The 17103-nt window shown below is 42.3% G+C and carries 12 protein-coding genes and 1 pseudogene; 6 read left to right on the top strand and 7 right to left on the bottom strand.

Translation table 11 applies throughout. The features are described from left to right. Both POV26_RS00300 and POV26_RS00305 read right to left on the bottom strand, forming a co-directional pair. Window positions 1-1660: pseudogene (locus POV26_RS00300) on the bottom strand (hypothetical protein); the annotation flags it as partial. A 140-nt stretch (window positions 1661-1800) separates the two neighbouring features. After that, on the bottom strand, window positions 1801-2130 hold the full coding sequence (locus POV26_RS00305; RefSeq protein WP_272854497.1) for a hypothetical protein: 330 nt from the start codon (window positions 2128-2130) through the stop codon (window positions 1801-1803). A 145-nt stretch (window positions 2131-2275) separates the two neighbouring features. Here POV26_RS00305 and folE point away from each other — a divergent pair, with 145 nt between their 5' ends. From folE to POV26_RS00330, 5 genes are all read left to right on the top strand, one after another. Continuing rightward, window positions 2276-2953 (top strand): GTP cyclohydrolase I FolE, encoded by a 678-nt coding sequence (gene folE, locus POV26_RS00310; RefSeq protein WP_272854498.1) that lies wholly within the window; start codon window positions 2276-2278, stop codon window positions 2951-2953. A 70-nt stretch (window positions 2954-3023) separates the two neighbouring features. Continuing rightward, window positions 3024-4499, top strand: a complete 1476-nt coding sequence (cysS, locus tag POV26_RS00315) for a cysteine--tRNA ligase (RefSeq protein WP_272854499.1) — start codon at window positions 3024-3026, stop codon at window positions 4497-4499. Window positions 4500-4576: 77 nt separating this feature from the next. After that, a complete protein-coding gene (gene yidD, locus POV26_RS00320) occupies window positions 4577-4816 on the top strand; it encodes a membrane protein insertion efficiency factor YidD (protein ID WP_272854500.1) in 240 nt (79 codons plus the stop codon). Window positions 4817-4994: 178 nt separating this feature from the next. Beyond that, the gene (gene lgt, locus POV26_RS00325) at window positions 4995-5939 is read left to right on the top strand and encodes a prolipoprotein diacylglyceryl transferase (protein WP_272854501.1); all 945 of its coding nucleotides are present in this window, start codon (window positions 4995-4997) and stop codon (window positions 5937-5939) included. A 26-nt stretch (window positions 5940-5965) separates the two neighbouring features. Beyond that, the gene (locus POV26_RS00330; protein WP_272854502.1) at window positions 5966-6460 is read left to right on the top strand and encodes a DUF192 domain-containing protein; all 495 of its coding nucleotides are present in this window, start codon (window positions 5966-5968) and stop codon (window positions 6458-6460) included. Between the two features lie 119 nt (window positions 6461-6579). Here POV26_RS00330 and secDF read toward each other — a convergent pair whose 3' ends face one another. From secDF to POV26_RS00355, 5 genes are all read right to left on the bottom strand, one after another. Continuing rightward, window positions 6580-9630: a protein translocase subunit SecDF gene (gene secDF / locus POV26_RS00335; protein ID WP_272854503.1), complete on the bottom strand. Its 3051-nt coding sequence runs from the start codon at window positions 9628-9630 to the stop codon at window positions 6580-6582. 209 nt (window positions 9631-9839) lie between these two features. Then, window positions 9840-10454: a hypothetical protein gene (locus tag POV26_RS00340; RefSeq protein ID WP_272854504.1), complete on the bottom strand. Its 615-nt coding sequence runs from the start codon at window positions 10452-10454 to the stop codon at window positions 9840-9842. A gap of 162 nt (window positions 10455-10616) precedes the next feature. Further along, window positions 10617-11471, bottom strand: a complete 855-nt coding sequence (locus POV26_RS00345; protein ID WP_272854505.1) for a hypothetical protein — start codon at window positions 11469-11471, stop codon at window positions 10617-10619. 218 nt (window positions 11472-11689) lie between these two features. After that, a complete protein-coding gene (locus POV26_RS00350; protein WP_272854506.1) occupies window positions 11690-13729 on the bottom strand; it encodes a TonB-dependent receptor plug domain-containing protein in 2040 nt (679 codons plus the stop codon). 81 nt (window positions 13730-13810) lie between these two features. Beyond that, window positions 13811-14152, bottom strand: a complete 342-nt coding sequence (locus tag POV26_RS00355) for a hypothetical protein (protein ID WP_419179998.1) — start codon at window positions 14150-14152, stop codon at window positions 13811-13813. 324 nt (window positions 14153-14476) lie between these two features. On the opposite strand from POV26_RS00355, the gene POV26_RS00360 reads away from it, so the two are divergent. Next, the gene (locus tag POV26_RS00360; RefSeq protein WP_272854508.1) at window positions 14477-17029 is read left to right on the top strand and encodes an adenosylcobalamin-dependent ribonucleoside-diphosphate reductase; all 2553 of its coding nucleotides are present in this window, start codon (window positions 14477-14479) and stop codon (window positions 17027-17029) included. Window positions 17030-17103 lie beyond the last annotated feature (74 nt).

A 17103-nucleotide genomic window follows, 5' to 3' on the forward strand; every position in this document is an offset into this window, starting at 1 on the left:
TGCCGTGGTAGGTGATGTTGTAGCGCGAGGACGGCTCCCCGTCCAGCACCAGCGCGTTGAACTCCGCCGCCAGATCGACCCACTCGCCCCCGTCACCGTCCGCGTCGCAGTAGCTCGCGCTCACCGGCACTAGGCCAGCGATGGCACGGCTGAAGTAGATCTTGAAGTCCGTCAGGTCAAAACAGCTGCCCGTGTTGTCCTCGATGCGCGCATAGATGGTCTGCGGGGACGGCGGGACGATGATGTGCACCCCGCCCAATATCTCGTTGGTATCGTCAAAACTGTCCTGGTAGGTCTGGTAGTACTTTATCGTGAAAAGCGCAGGGTCCTGCCCGCCCAAAATGTTCGCGTCGTTGTCCCTCAGGTTGAAGACACCCGCGGTCGTGCCGTAATCGCACTGGTACAAATTTACCGGGGGGTTCGCAATGGGCTGGGGCGCAAGAACAAGGTTAAATTGGGTAGTTGCATAACAACTTGGAACTGTATTGCTTTCAACTCTAGCAAAAATAAATTCGGACCCAGTAACAACATGTGGTTGGGGCAATGGGTTAATCCCAGCAATTGCATCTGCAGGATTCGCATGATACGTTACTGTATATTGCGCAGGATTCTGTCCATTAAGAATAACAGCATCAAAAGTTGTGTTTAGGTCAATAGACTCTTGTCCAGGAACACCCACATCGCATAAGTAATGGGGGCTTGCAGGAGCTGTTGCAGTTGCGGCCGCAAAGCTAATTTCAAAAGAATCAATCGCATAACAAGTTCCGCTCGGTTCTTCAATACGGACCCAAATTATTTCAGATGAACCAACAATGGGATATGCATTTGCAGGAATTATAGGATTACTATCATTCATTGCGTCCAATTGATTATGGTGATAAGTAATCTCAAACAACGGATCTTGCCCACCCCGAACATCGTCATCATTTTCGGTCAAATCAAAAATTCCGGGATTGGTGCCATCATCACAGATAGAAAGATCTAATGGAGGACTTGCGATTATCGGCTGAGGATAGAAAACTACATCAAAGTGTTCTGAATCAGTAACGCCTCCCGGCAAAAATATATCAGCTTTATAATATCCTGTTGTAGTAACAGATAATGTAGGCGAAGTTTCCGCCGGAACAAATGGAAAAAATATGCCTGATCCAATAGGATTTTCATAAAACCATTCATATCCTAAAGCATTTGGAGTTGTTGCGTCCAGAATCACCGTTTCTCCATCACAAGCCGAGGTTTGTACAATGGAACAGTCAAAAGCATCAGGGTCTCCAAACGTTAAATTGAAAATATCCGGAGTATTTGAAAATCTATCAACTACAATGATAACCTCGTCACCCGGAACCAGACTCAAAAACTGAACTTGCCCATCCCCAACGGCCGTTTCACAAAAATCGGTTGCCGTAAGGTTCAACCCTGTATCGTATTCACCCGCAGAGGGAGCATCATAACTGGCCCTATCAGCCACCCCAAGGTTATTACAGTCTGCATTGACCCATACCGCAAAATCGTAATCAACGTTTCCAGTTGGTTCAATCTGAAATGTAAAATTTGTGGCCTGCATAATTGCAAGTCTGAACCAAATAGTACGTGTACCTTGAAGGATTTGGCAGCCGGTGTCAATGGTTATTGGAGATGGATCTACGGCATTGTTCTGCAAACCATCCTGACTATCACAGATAGGAATAAGGATGTCGCAAACCTGAGCTTGTACTGTTGCAAAAGAGACTAAAGAAAGTGCTAATAAAAGTATTAATTTTTTCATTGAGGGGATATTAATGCTATCAAAGGGTACTGTTTTTATATTTTCTTGAATGGAATTGTTTTTACTTCCGAACCGTCAATTATAAATCGTATTTCATACAATCCATTTTCTAAAAAAGAAAAATCTGTTTTCATTACTTGAGGGCCTTCGCTTTTACTTATTTCTTTTGTTAAGACATTACTATTTCTTGAGATTATCACATATTTTACGGTTTTGCTTTCGGTAAATTCAAAGCTTAAAATTGCGCTAGAAACCACCTCAAGAGGTTCCATGGAAATTGTTGTTTCATAATTCGAAACAGTGTTTTGTTGCCCATATACTAAAGAAACAAAAAGAAAGGCGATAAAAATAGGAAACTTTTTCATGTGCTTTTAAATAATTTTTTGCGAAAATTAAGAAAATTTTATGAAAGCAGAAGGTTTAAAGTCTTAAAAATAAGAAGTTCGAGTTTTCAGTACCAAAATGCTATTGCGTATCTTTGCAGGCCTAAATGAAAAGTTATTTTAATAAATGGATCTAGAAAGACACTTGAAAGAAATAGAAGCCATGGGCAATGACCACATTAGCGGCTCCACCGAAACGCCCATGCGCCCTGATGCTTTTGAGCTTAGCGATATTGAAAAAATTGCAAGTATTAAAAAAGATGTTCAAAACATTATGCACACCTTGGGCCTCGATCTTACGGACGACAGCCTAAAAGGCACCCCAACCCGGGTCGCAAAAATGTTTGTACAGGAAATTTTTGGTGGACTTCATCCAGACAGACGCCCAAAAGCTTCTACTTTTGAGAATAAATACAAATACCAGGAAATGCTGGTAGAGAAAAATATCACCCTCTACTCTACCTGCGAGCACCATTTGCTTCCCATTGTTGGGAAAGCGCATATTGCCTATATTTCCAACGGCTCCGTGGTGGGGCTTTCAAAAATGAACCGAATTGTTGATTATTACGCAAAACGCCCGCAGGTCCAGGAACGGTTAACGATGCAAATAGTGAAAGAGCTGCAACAGGTTCTGAATACGGAAGATGTTGCCTGCGTAATTGACGCCAAACACCTCTGCGTAAATTCCCGCGGCATTCGCGATATTGATAGCAGTACGGTGACCAGTGAATTTGGTGGCGCCTTCAAAAACGCCGAAACACGTAGGGAGTTTTTGGATTATATTAAGCTGGATACGGAGTTTTGAGGGAAAATGCAAATCCCAAATCCCAAATTCCAACTTTGAATCTCGAATTTTGAATCTTGAATCCAGCACATTGAAACAGCAAGACTTATATATTTACAATTCGCTTACCAAAAGCAAGGAAAAATTCAATCCAATTCATGAAGGCGCAGTAGGGATGTACGTTTGCGGCCCTACGGTTTACAGCAATGTGCATTTGGGCAATTGCCGGACCTTTCTTTCTTTCGATTTGGTTTTTCGCTATTTGAAACATTTGGGCTACAAAGTGCGCTATGTGCGGAACATTACCGATGCCGGACATTTGGAAAACGACGGGGAAAGCGGCGACGACCCCATTCTGAAAAAAGCCAGAATCGAGCAATTGGAACCGATGGAAGTGGTTCAAAAATACACGGTTGATTTTCATACCACTATGGCAAAGTTCAACGCCTTGCCGCCGAGTATTGAACCCACGGCTACCGGCCACATTATTGAACAAATCCATATTGTTGAAAAAATAATCAAGGAAGGTTTTGCCTACGAAAGAAACGGCTCGGTTTATTTTGATGTGCTAAAATTCAACGAAACCAACCATTACGGAAAACTGAGCGGCAGGCAATTGGAAGATATGATTGCCAACACCCGTGAACTTTCGGCGCAGACCGATAAAAAAAACCCACAGGATTTTGCGCTTTGGAAAAAAGCCGAACCCCAGCACATTATGCGCTGGCCATCGCCGTGGAGCGAAGGTTTCCCCGGGTGGCATTTGGAATGTACCGCAATGAGCACCAAATATTTGGGCAATAATTTCGACATTCACGGCGGCGGAATGGATCTGAAATTCCCACATCACGAATGCGAGATTGCACAGGCCGAGGCTTGCAATCACACTTCGCCCGTAAATTATTGGATGCACGCGAATATGCTTACGCTGAACGGCAAAAAAATGTCGAAATCCACCGGAAACTATATTCTTCCCAATGAAATGTTCACAGGTGAAAACGATATTTTGAGCAAGCCCTTCTCTCCTACCGTCACGAAATTCTTTATGTACCAAGCACATTACCGGAGCATTCTGGATTTCAGTAACGATGCTTTGGAAGCTTCGGAAAAAGGGTTCAATCGGTTGATGGATGCACAAAGAATATTGAAAAATATTATTGCTTCGGAAAAAAGCAGTTTAGATATTGAAAGCTGGCGAAAAGCTTGTTATGAAGCTATGAATGACGATTTCAACAGCCCTATTTTGATAGCACATCTTTTTGAAGCGGTAAAGTTTATAAATTCCTTAAAGGAAGAAAAGGAAACTATTTCCGCAAGCGACTTGGAATTGCTGAAGCAAACGATGAATGATTTCCTTTTTGATGTTTTGGGATTGGAGGACAGCGTTTCAGAAAGCTCACAGGACGGCGAAAAACTTTCGGCCGCGGTGGAACTTCTTATTCAATTGCGGAACCAGGCCCGCGCCAATAAAGATTTCGCGATGAGCGATAAAATTCGAGATGAACTTTCAGCAAAAGGAATTCAACTGAAAGATGGAAAAGACGGAACTACTTTTTCGTTGAGTTAGGAAAAACCCTAACCCCTAAAGGGGAAAAAGCAACTTTTAAAAATAGCTCGCTGGCCCCTTCGAAGGGAAAATAGTTTATGAAGAAAATTTTTACATATCCGTTTATCTTTTTAATTAGAGGGTATCAAAATTTTATTTCACCGCTATTGCCTTCAAGCTGTCGCTACACGCCTACGTGTTCGCATTATGCGGTGGAAGCATTGCAAACCCACGGTTTGTTGAAAGGTGGCTGGCTTGCCGCAAAACGGATAGTTAGTTGCAACCCTTGGGGCGGTTCGGGCTATGACCCGGTTCCACCAAAAAAGAATAAAATTTAAAACACTATTGAATTATTGAACTGTTCCCCCTCAATAACTTAATAACTCAATAACTTAATAACTCAATAACTTAGTAACCTAATAACCCCTCAAACTGAAATTTTCAAAATAAAATAATTACACTTCAATACTTTTTCGCTTTTGTTATCTTTACACGTCGCAAATAAAACTCCTATTTATGCACTATTTAAGTTTTACCTGGAATCCTTCCGAAGGAATTGACCTTGGTTTTTTTATGATCCGTTATTACAGCTTGATGTTTGTGGTAGCGTTTACCTTGGGATGGATCTTAACCAAAAAGATTTTTGAGCGCGAAGGGCAACCGCAGGAAAAACTGGACAGCCTTTTCATTTATATGGTCGTAGCTGTATTGGTCGGCGCACGTTTGGGGCACGTTATTTTTTATCAACCCGAGCTTTTTGTGGACGATCCGCTATCGGTCTTTCTGCCAATACAAACCGTTCCCGAATTTGAATTTACGGGATTTCAAGGTTTGGCAAGCCACGGGGCGGCAATCGCTATTTTGATCGCGATGTATTTTTATACAAAAAACGTAATCAAAAAACCTTTTCTTTGGATTATGGACCGCATCGTAATTGCCGTTGCCGCCGGAGGAATTTTTGTACGAATCGGAAATTTTATGAATTCTGAAATTATCGGGAAACCTTCGGGCGATTTTCCGCTGGGCGTTCGTTTTGTGCACGAAGGCATCCGTAAGCAAGATGCCGTACAGGCCACGGGAATTCAAAATCCGGGCAAGGCTTATGATGCGATTGTACACAACCCTCAATTTTCCGAATTGCTGAATTCCGTTCCTTTTCGGCATCCGGCACAGCTTTATGAAGCAGCGGGCTATGTGATTGTATTTTTGGTATGCTGGTATCTCTACTGGAAAACCGAACGCAGAAAGCAGATCGGCTATATTTTCGGGGTGTTTTTGATCCTTCTTTTTACCGTCCGTTTTTTGGTGGAATACGTAAAAGAAAGCCAAGGTGGATTTGAGTCGGCACTCGGTTTGCTTTCCACGGGGCAATGGCTCAGTATTCCTTTCATAATCGCAGGGATTTATATTATGTGGAAAGCTTCAAAAAAAAAGCCCCTAACCCCTGAGGGGGAAATTTAATGTCCCGCAATTTTATTCAATTTAAAATGAAAAAAATACTTATTTCCGCTTTGCTTGTGGCTTCCCTTGTCTCCTTAAGCAACTGCAATGACAATAAAACTTCAGAAGCAAAAAGTCTTACCAAAGAAATTACTTTTACGAAGGAAGGCGAATTGACCTTAATGAAAAGCTCAAACGATTCAATAATAGCCACCCTTGATATTGAAATTGCCGATGACGAATATTCATCCCAAACGGGCTTGATGTACCGTCATTCCATGGCTGAAAACCAAGCGATGCTTTTTGTGTTCAACAATTCGCAGCGGCGTTCCTTTTATATGAAAAATACCGAGATTCCGCTGGATATAATTTATTTCGATTCTGAAAAAAAGCTCGTAAACATCCAAAAAAACGCAAAACCTTATGACGAAACCTCATTGCCTTCAGATGCGGCCTCGCAATATGTTTTGGAGGTGAACGCGGGACTTTCCGATGCATGGAAGCTTGAAAAGGGCGACAGAATTCAGTTTTCAAAAAATTGAATTTATAACAACAGTAGGAGCACGATAAATCGCGCGCCTACTTTTGTTTTTTTACAATCAAAAAGACCTTTCCGGAAATTGGAAAGGTCTTTTTTATTTATTCCGAAGAGATTGGCAAATTATGCTTCCAAAGCAGGAGTACCTTCTTCTTCTTTTTTATCGATCAGATCCTCCACTTTTTTGCGTTTCACGGTATCGTACATAATTGGCGTTGCAATGAACAACGATGAATAGGTACCTACAACAATACCAACGATAATCGCAAACAACAATCCGCGGATGGATTCTGCCCCGAAAAAGAACATACACAACAACACGATAAGCGTGGTGAAGGACGTGTTCAAGGTTCTTCCCAGCGTGCTGCTTAAAGCCACGTCAATAATACGGTTCATTTTCCAACTTGGGTGTTCGCCAAAATATTCACGAATACGGTCAAACACAATTACCGTATCGTTCAGCGAGTAACCGATTACCGTAAGTATCGCTGCGATGAAGGCTTGGTCAATCTCCATGCTGAAAGGCATAAATTTGTAAGTTAAGGAGAAAACCCCGAGCACAATCACAACGTCGTGGAATACGGCCGCAACCGCGCCCAAACTGAACTGCCATCTTCTAAAGCGCAGCAATATGTAAAGGAAAACCACTACCAAGGAGCCAAATACCGCCCAAAAGGAGTCTTTCTTTATATCATCTGCAATGGTAGGGCTCACTTTGTAGTATTCCATTCTACCAATGGTTTTTCCTTCGCGGTCGCCCACAAAATCCTCATAGGTCATACCTGCTGGCATCTCTTTCTTAACGGTTTCAAAAAGCATATGCTCTATTTCCTCATCTACGTCGGTTCCAGTTTCGTCAACTTTATATTTGGTTGTAATCTTCAACTGGTTATCGCCTCCGTATGTTTTTGCCTCGGCACTTCCGAAGGTTTTAATAAGGTCATTTTGGATTTCCTGCGAATTCACATCCTTGGCAAAACGAACGGTATAAGTACGTCCACCCACAAAATCCACACCTTGGTTAAGACCGTTAAAAAATAATGAGGAAACACTTATTATAAGTAAAATAGCAGAAAATATATACGCCATTTTACGTTTTTTCAAGAAATCAACGTGCACATTCGTGAAGAGATTTTTTGTGACAGAAGTAGAACAAGGCAATGGTTTCCCGTTCTTGGTATAGCTATCAATAAACAATCTGGTAATGAAGATAGCCGTAAACAATGAAGTGGCAATACCTATTAATAAGGTAGTTGCAAAACCTTGGATGGGTCCGGTTCCGAATACCAAAAGAATCAAACCAGTAAGCCCCGTAGTGATGTTGGCATCAAGAATGGAGGACAACGCATTGTTGAAACCATCCTTAATGGCATCTTTCTGCGCCTTGCCTTTCGCAATCTCTTCCTTGATCCTTTCAAAGATAAGTACGTTCGCATCTACAGACATACCCACGGTCAATACGATACCCGCAATCCCGGGAAGGGTAAGTACAGCTCCCAGTCCTGCCAAAATTCCGAAGATAAACAGAATGTTTACCATCAAGGCAATGTCAGCAAAGGCACCCGCTTTTCCATAATAACCAATCATCCATAAAAGCACAATGAAAAGTGCAATCACAAAAGACATTACCCCACTGTCAATAGCTTCGTGACCGAGGGTTGGCCCCACCACTTCGCCTTGAATAATCTCTGCGGAAGCTGGCAGTTTACCTGCACGCAACACATTGGCCAAATCCTGCCCTTGTGGTACGGTAAAATTTCCAGAAATCTGGCTACGGCCCCCGGCAATGGGACCTGAAGTTACTCCTGGTGCAGAGTAAACAATATCATCTAAAACAATAGCAATCTGGCTTTGGTTTTGGTATGCATCGCCAGTCATTTGTTCCCAAACTTTCGCTCCTTGGCCGTTCATTTGCATTGAAACTACTACACGGCTCAAATTGTCATACTCCTGTCTTGCATCAACAACAACGCTTCCTCCAAGGGGTGGAATATTGTCTCTATTTCCTTTCAACGCATAAAGTGAGGTAATTTCCTCTCCGTTCAATTGTGCATCGGCTTCAGGTAAGCCCCAAACAAATTTTGCATATCGCATTTCAGAAGGCAACAACGATTTTATCTGCGGATTTCGCAAATAACCATCTATTACGGAAGTATCTTTTAATCTGAAAGTAGCAATCACAGGACCGCCTTGGCTGCCCAGGGAAACCATTTTTGAGAGGATCGGGTTGGCTTTGTTATCGTCGGCAAGGGAATCCTTCACATCTTGTCCGCCCAAAAGTTTACTTACATCGTCCTCTTCTGTTTTGGTTGAATCAACAACCGCTTGCGTCGTGTCGGCAGTTTTTGTGGTTTCGGTTTCAGCGGATGTCTTTGCCATTGCAATTTCACCGGCTTTGGCATCAGCAGCTTGCAGGAAGCCTGCCATTTCATCAAATTTATAAACATCCCAGAATTCAAGCTGGGCGGTACTTTGAAGCAGTTTCTTAACCCTGTCAACATCCTTCGCGCCCGGAAGTTCTACAAGTATTCTTGCAGATTTCCCCAAACGCTGGATGTTTGGCTGGGTTACCCCAAATTTATCGATACGCTTTCTTAAAACTTCAAAGGCAGAAGTAATGGATTCGTCAATTTTCTTCTCTATAATTGGTTTTACCTGGGCGTTGGTCATCCCAACATCAATTACATCTTCCAAGTTTTTGTTGAAGAAAATATCCGGCGAAGCAAGTTCGTTATCGCCCGGCAGCGCCTCAAAAGCCTTGAAGAAAGACTCTAAGTATGTTTCTTGGCTATTTTTTTGAAGCTCCGTGGCATTTTCCAAAGCTTGGTTAAATGCCGGGTCTTTGGTATTGTTTGCCAATCCTTTCAAGATATCTTTTACCGAAACCTCAAGGATTACGTTGATACCCCCTTTAAGGTCGAGACCTTTGTTCAGTTCCTTCTCTTTTGCGGTTTTGTAGTCTATTCCCAAGAAGACTGACTGGTTGGCAACAGAATCGAGGTAACGGGCCTCTGCGGTGTCCCGCTTGTGTGGTTCGTCTGCAGAAAATTTGCTGTTTGCAAACTCCTTAGCGCTGTCTTCCACTTTGTTCGCCACATAAGTGAAGGAGAGCTGATAAATACTTACCAACCCAAAAAGGATGGCAAATACGGTAATTAGTCCTTTGTTTTGCATGATATATTTTTTTGGTCAGATTTCTTTTTATCCCGAAATTTCGGGAGCGCAAATATATGACTTGCTGTTATATCTGACAATTATCGCGGTTATTTAAAATTAATTTTTTACGCTCCGGAATGTGAAATACGGAAGCTGTTGTTTTTAAAGTGAAAAAGGCTCAATTATGTTTCAATCCTTTTGCTTTAAAAATTTTACGGAGAATTTTTTTAAGACAATGGGCCCGCCCGAACCTCTGGGATTTTATGTGAAGTAGTATCTATTAATAGCGAAACATTGCGATAGTTTTTGAACGCAACCCTTTCAAAATTTTGCTTTAAACCGAAATTAGTACCATTTGTGGCAAGGGAAACAATTTGATTTAAATATTGATCTTTCGCAGACTTTAATTCCACGGTTAAACCGTGAAAACCCATATCTGAACCATAATCCTTTTGGATTTTGACCACATCCAGTTTGTAGGTATTGGCATCACTGCCGAAAGGGGTCTTGGAAGAATTATCCTTTGTATTAAATGCGGTACCGTCTAGGTTAAGTTTGTTCTGATTGTAAAACAGATTCTTTATTGCGGCTACGTCAATGGTGCTGTAGTAAGTAACTTTTAGTTTGCCATCCAGCAACTCGGATACTTGAACGTGGGCAACGCCAATGGCCTTCAACTGGCTTGTTATCTCCGAAACGGCATGCTGTGCCTCCGCTGCACTTACTGAATTGGCATCAAACTGAACAATAATCTCCTGATTGGGAAGCGTTGATTTTTCCTTGCTTATTCCAAAAAAAGCAAGGGCAATTATCAATACGGGAATGTACCATCTCCAGTTCACGCGCCAAATATAGAAAAATAACTTTAAAAATGACGCAGGACGGTAAGTATAAGACTTAGGACGGTAAGACTTAGGACGTAGGACAAAAAATCTTTTGTTGAAGCTGCAGCATACTCCCACAACCTATTGTCTTATGCCCTACGTCCTATCGTCCCATATCATTTAAAACTCCAATTCAAAATAAAGACTGCTCTCTGGGTTCAGCTCTGTAACGTCCTCTCCTTTGAGCACCTCGCCGTTTTGGTCCATCAATTTTAAATTGATCTTCCAATAGCCGGTCATAGTCAATGACAACTTGCCATTATACATTTTTGATGTGGAATTATAGGTCATATCAACATTATTCGGCGAACTGTGGTTGCCCATTCCCGGCATTCTCGGATCAACGGTTATTTTATAATTTTCAACTATCGGAAAGTTCATCATAGTTTCCATTTTGTAAAGTACCGCTTGCAAATCGTTAATTGCAACCATTGGGGATTTGGGGTTTACGTACGCCAAAATATACCGCGTTTCATCGCTGCCCATAAATACTTGTGTCTTCTTCATGCCATCGGCTGGCTGTACCACAGAAACCATTACCGCCTCCTCCACTGCTTGGCCATTAAGGTTATAATTGAGCGTTAATTCCCAATACTCTGTTTCGTTGCTCGCCATTTGAAAAACGATATACCCTTTATAAACAGTGCTTTCTTCCGAATTGGTCAACGTAGAATGTGGCGCGGAATGGCTCATGGTTTCCATATGCATCATTGGCATCCAAGTGGGAGCGGCATTGCCAACGTATTCATTGCTGGCCAAATCCTTTATTCTGAAGGATATTTCGTTGTAACCCACTTCCAGGTTTTGTTTTTCTGAATAGATCTGCACAATATGGTCCGCGGCAGGAATCTCATAAATCATAGTTAATCCCTCCACCGGATTGACTTCTACCGGCGTGTTTTCGTCATCATCCGAACAACTTACGAATGAAACTGAAAGGATAAGAATTGCGAATATATATTTTAGTGTTTTCATATTATATATTTTACTTGTTATTTATTGATAATTAGGTTTTTAAATTTTAAAAGCTACAATGTTTTTGCTTTTGAAAAATCCATCCCGAAGGGATGAAATATTTATAGCGCAATAATCGATTCGTGTAAATACGACCCCAACGGTGCCGAACATCTCACTGGAATCGTTTATTATAAATATTTGAACCCTTCGGGTTCGTGCATCATTTTTATAGATTATTAATTAATTGAATACGAAATGGTTAAATAAAAGTTTCGCCCCATCCGCGGAAGGTTGTTCCAATCGGTATAGGACGAATAATACGCATCAAGCATGTTTTCAATCCCTGCCTTTACAAAAAGGTCGTTTTCCTTTATGAAGAAACGTTTCCCAAAACTTGCCGAAAGCGTGGCATAAGCCGCAGTTTTCGTTTCGCCGTAAGCAGGATTGTAATTGGTTTGCTCCCCGGCCCCATGAACCGAAAGCGAAGCGGAATACTGGTTTTTATAGAAATCGAGTGCGCTTCCGTATGAAAGCGGACTAATCAATGGCAAGTTTTCGCCATCATCGTCAATACCGCGGTGATAGGAAACACTGCCCGATAATTTAAAGGCATTTGAAATAGCATACTTTCCCGCCAGCGAAGCATTGAAAAGCTGCGCATAATCAAGATTGGTATAAATCTTAACACCATCGGCGCCAATGGTCATCGTGCTGAGCGAAGGATCCACAGCTCCAATTATATAATTGAAAACGTGAAAATAATTTGCTGCAGCTTTAATCTCAAAAGTTGGCTTTTTATACGTTACCGAAAGGTTTGCTTCCGCGGAGCTTTCAGTCTTAAGTTCTGGGTCGCCAATGTAATCGTGGTTATCAAAACTGTTGAACAGATAAAACCCATACCCTTCCGAAACCGACGGCGCGCGCTCGCCATACGAAAGGCCGCCGTTAAAATGAAAATCATTCAGCATTTTATGGTATTGCGCCGAAAAACTTTTCAGAAAACGGGTATTGGTCCTGTCCATTTCGGGATAGAAAATTTTTAGACTATTTAACCCAAAATCATCTGCCACCGTATTGGAATGGTACGCCAAACGTGTGGAAAGTTTTAAAGAAGCCTTTTCAAACGGTATGTGGCCTTCCGCATAAAATCCAACATCCTTGGTGCGAACATCCGGCCACGTAAGCATAAACATCAACGGCTCGTCGCTGTTGACGGGATACATGGTCATTTCCGCATAACTCTTGTTATAAAACCCGTCCAGCTTGAAAAAGAAATGATTTTTTTCGTTGTTCAAGCTCGCCTGCGTATAGAAGCCAGCGGTTTTGCTCCAACCCGGCATATCCATATGTATCGGCACATTTGGGCGCTTGGTGTCGTCCATGGTGTGCTTTATGGTGTTGTAATACAATTTGGATTCCCAATTGGTTAAGCTCCCAAGTACCGTATCTTGATTAAAACTCACCGAACCGATCACCGCCCGCGCCAAGGAAACGTCCATCGTAAGGGCGGGATAGCCCACATCGTTCGCTTCATCATATATTAAGGTAGCGGAAATGGATTTGTCCTCGGCCAATTTATAGCCCGAATTGAGCGAAAAATTATATTTTTCAAATTGCGAAAAGAGCACCTCTTCATCACCTCCAGCATAGAAATTATCAGCCTTACGATAGATTGCATCGGTATTCAGATAGAATTTTGCATTAGAATAATTCAGTTCGCCGCCAAAAACGCGCATCTGGTTATTGGTTTCATAGGCACTTTCCAAGGAACCATTCCAGCCTGTTGGCCTAAAATTACTTTTATCCAGTTTTAAATTGATGCCGCCGCCAATGGTATTTCCAAACATAGCCCCCTGCTGGCCTGAACCTATTTCCGCCTCCGAAAGATTGGAGACATCAACATAGGAAGTTATCGGGTCCATTTTATCGGTACACGCACCAAATATCTGCATACCGTCTATGGTTATTGCCAAACGTTCGGAGGCCATATCGTTCATTGTTGGCTCCCAGGCGTAGGCGCCACGCTTTACCATTTTGATACTGCGGGAAGACTCCAAAAACTCGTCCAGTGTGGACAATGGTTTGCGCTGTTTTTGATGGTCCAATTGTCTGCCTGCGGAAATAACCACCACCTCATTGAGTTGAATTAATTTCAGACTGTCCGCCGGGGTTTCCTGGGCATAGACTTGTGTGGTAAAACTGCCGCAAATAAGCGCACACCAAAGCCAGCCCATAAGCATTCCCTTTACGGGGAACACAGGTATAAATGCTTTCATTTTGAATATGTTTTGATAATTAAAAGAAGTATCTAACTGATTTTTTTCAGAGAAAATTTCAGAAAGAATCGTTGCTGAAAATTATCCCAACTGCGGCGGATGTAGAATTTTTGAGATATAAAGGGAAGAATTCAAATTTGGCTTGTAGCCGATATTTTCAACTGAAATTAATTCGTCGGCCGGAGCAAAGCTATATTCCGCGATATTTTCAGAAATAATAAACTGCGGAATCTCAGTCTTGGATGTTTTATTATTGAACGGATTGTCATCCTCTGCCCCTGCTTCCTTTGCCAATTCTTTGGTGAGATGGCATTTCCCGTTACATTGCATTTCGGGCTTGTCTTTGTTCTCACAAAGCACGTTCACTATGTAATCATAATTTGCTACATATTCCACCACGGGCCACATAGGTTTTGTGAGCATTATTAAGGAAGCGATGATGAGAATTACATTTTTCACAAGACAAAGATACCATGCACAACCGCTTTCAAAAAATGACTTTTATCACATTATTTAAATCTGTTTAAGACAAAATACTATTATTTAATAAAAATCGATACCGAATTAAATTTATTTTCAAAATTTGTCAACTTTTTGCTGTTGATAAATTTTTATAACGTTGTATATGAATATATTAACAATCAATTCTTGACAACTTTACATTTTCGGATTAGAACGGGCTTGCTATTTTGTTATATTTACGTACTTTAAAATTTCTATTCAAACAACCAAAATAATTTTCAGAATATGCAAGTAAAAACCGCTATCCCCGCCCCACAAACCTACACACAGGATGAAGCTTTTGAGGCTTCAGTTGAATATTTTAAAGGAGACGATCTTGCAGCACGCGTTTGGGTAAATAAATATGCCTTGAAAGATTCCGAAGGGAATATTTATGAAAAAACACCGAACGACATGCACCGCCGCATCGCAAAAGAAATTGCGCGCATTGAGCAGCGCTACGCAAACCCGATGACGGAAGACGAGGTTTTTGAAGCCATCAAAGACTTTAAATACATCGTGCCGCAGGGCAGCCCGATGGCCGGAATTGGCAATCCGTACCAAATTGCCTCCCTGTCCAATTGCTTCGTAATCGGCAACGAAGGCGATTCCGATTCTTATGGAGGCATTATGAAAATTGACCAAGAACAGGTGCAACTGATGAAGCGTCGCGGCGGTGTGGGCCACGATCTTTCGCACATCCGCCCGAAAGGTTCGCCGGTAAAAAATTCAGCGTTGACCTCAACGGGGATTGTTCCGTTCATGGAGCGCTATTCAAACTCAACCCGCGAAGTGGCCCAGGACGGCCGTCGTGGCGCGTTGATGCTTTCCGTATCCATAAATCACCCCGATTCCGAGGATTTTATTGATGCGAAAATGGAACAGGGAAAAGTTACCGGCGCCAATGTTTCCGTGCGAATGGATGATGCTTTTATGCAAGCCGTAAAAGATGGAAAAAACTATACGCAGAAATATCCAATTTTTAGCGAAAACCCCAAAAACACAAAAGAGATCGAGGCTGGAAAGCTTTGGAAAAAAATAGTGCACAATGCCTGGCAATCTGCCGAGCCGGGCATTCTTTTTTGGGATACCATTATTAAGGAAAGTGTACCAGATTGCTATGCCGATTTGGGCTACAAAACCGTATCCACAAATCCATGTGGCGAAATTCCGCTTTGCCCCTACGATTCCTGCCGTTTGCTGGCAATAAACCTGTTTTCGTATGTGGAAGAGCCTTTCACTAAAAAAGCTTCCTTCAATTTTGAACTTTTCAAAAAACACATTGCTATCGCCCAAAGAATAATGGACGATATCATCGATTTGGAGCTTGAAAAAGTAGATGCGATCCTCGCAAAAATAGACGCCGATCCGCAAGCCGATGAAATAAAAGCGGTGGAACGGAATCTTTGGAAAAACATACAAAGAAAAGCCGAAGAAGGCCGCAGGACCGGAATTGGCATTACCGCCGAAGGCGATATGCTGGCCGCTTTGGGCATAAAGTACGGCAGTAAGGAAGGTATCGATTTCTCCGTTGAAATCCACAAAACCGTAGCTTTGGAGGCCTACCGCGCTTCGGTTTATACCGCAAAGGAAAGAGGCGCATTTGCAATTTTTGATTCCGAAAGGGAAAAAAATAACCCATTTATTCTTCGCCTAAAAGATGCGGATGAAAAGCTGTATTACGATATGCTCGAATACGGAAGAAGAAATATTGCATTGTTGACAATCGCCCCAACGGGAACTACCAGTTTGATGACACAAACTACTTCGGGCATTGAGCCTGTATTTCTTCCGGTTTACAAACGAAGAAGAAAGGTAAACCCGAACGATAAAAACGTACGTGTAGATTTTGTTGATGAAGTGGGCGACAGTTGGGAGGAATACGTGGTTTTTCACCACCGTTTCAAACAGTGGATGGAAGTAAACGGCATTGACACCGAGAAAAATTACAGCCAAGAGGAACTGAACAAAATTGTGAAAAAGTCGCCGTATTACAAAGCCACTTCCAACGATGTGGACTGGATGAGCAAAGTGCGGATGCAGGGCGCGGTGCAAAAATGGGTGGACCATTCCATTTCGGTGACCATCAATTTGCCCGAAGATGCCACCGAGGAACTGGTAGGAAGGCTCTATTTGGAAGCGTGGCAAGCAGGTTGTAAAGGCGTTACCGTTTACCGCGACGGTTCGCGTTCGGGGGTTTTGATTTCCAATGAGGAAAAGAAAGAGGAAGACAACGAAACGCTTACGGCTTTCCCAACCAAGCGCCCCGAAGTTTTGGAGGCAGACGTGGTCCGTTTCCAAAACAGCAAAGACAAATGGATTGCCTTTATCGGGTTAATAGATGGTAAGCCGTATGAAATCTTTACCGGTTTTGCCGATGATGAGGATGGAATTTTGATACCGCGTTGGGTAAACAACGGCCTCATAATCAAAAACCGAAACGAGGACGGAACCTCGCGCTACGATTTTCAGTACAAAAACAAAAGAGGTTACAAAACCACTATTGAAGGGCTTTCGCATAAATTCAACCCAGAGTTTTGGAATTATGCAAAATTAATTTCCAGCACCCTCCGCCACGGCATGCCGATAGAAAAAGTGGTGGATTTGATTAACAGTTTACAATTGGACAGTGAAAGTATCAACACATGGAAAAATGGCGTTGCCCGTGCGTTGAAACGTTACGTTGCAGATGGAACCGAAGCCAAAAAGCAGAAATGTGAAAACTGTAATAGTACTTCGCTTATTTACCAAGAAGGGTGTTTGACCTGCAAGGATTGTGGGTCTTCGAAATGTGGGTAGAAAAAAGACGTAAGACCGCTTCGCTTTAAGACCTGCCTGTCGTGCCTTGGCAGGCAGGCGTAAGACTAAATCCC

It is taken from the genome of Aequorivita todarodis, from assembly GCF_028561335.1.
GTDB classification, from domain to species: Bacteria; Bacteroidota; Bacteroidia; order Flavobacteriales; family Flavobacteriaceae; genus Aequorivita; species Aequorivita todarodis.

What these genes read in the sequence shown, in the direction of transcription:
- POV26_RS00305 (WP_272854497.1), bottom strand. Translation starts at nt 2,130, where the DNA reads ATGAAAAAGTTTCCTATTTTTATCGCCTTTCTTTTTGTTTCTTTAGTA.
- folE (WP_272854498.1), top strand. Translation starts at nt 2,276, where the DNA reads ATGGATCTAGAAAGACACTTGAAAGAAATAGAAGCCATGGGCAATGAC.
- yidD (WP_272854500.1), top strand. Translation starts at nt 4,577, where the DNA reads ATGAAGAAAATTTTTACATATCCGTTTATCTTTTTAATTAGAGGGTAT.
- lgt (WP_272854501.1), top strand. Translation starts at nt 4,995, where the DNA reads ATGCACTATTTAAGTTTTACCTGGAATCCTTCCGAAGGAATTGACCTT.
- POV26_RS00330 (WP_272854502.1), top strand. Translation starts at nt 5,966, where the DNA reads ATGAAAAAAATACTTATTTCCGCTTTGCTTGTGGCTTCCCTTGTCTCC.
- secDF (WP_272854503.1), bottom strand. Translation starts at nt 9,630, where the DNA reads ATGCAAAACAAAGGACTAATTACCGTATTTGCCATCCTTTTTGGGTTG.
- POV26_RS00345 (WP_272854505.1), bottom strand. Translation starts at nt 11,471, where the DNA reads ATGAAAACACTAAAATATATATTCGCAATTCTTATCCTTTCAGTTTCA.
- POV26_RS00350 (WP_272854506.1), bottom strand. Translation starts at nt 13,729, where the DNA reads ATGAAAGCATTTATACCTGTGTTCCCCGTAAAGGGAATGCTTATGGGC.
- POV26_RS00355 (WP_419179998.1), bottom strand. Translation starts at nt 14,152, where the DNA reads ATGCTCACAAAACCTATGTGGCCCGTGGTGGAATATGTAGCAAATTAT.
- POV26_RS00360 (WP_272854508.1), top strand. Translation starts at nt 14,477, where the DNA reads ATGCAAGTAAAAACCGCTATCCCCGCCCCACAAACCTACACACAGGAT.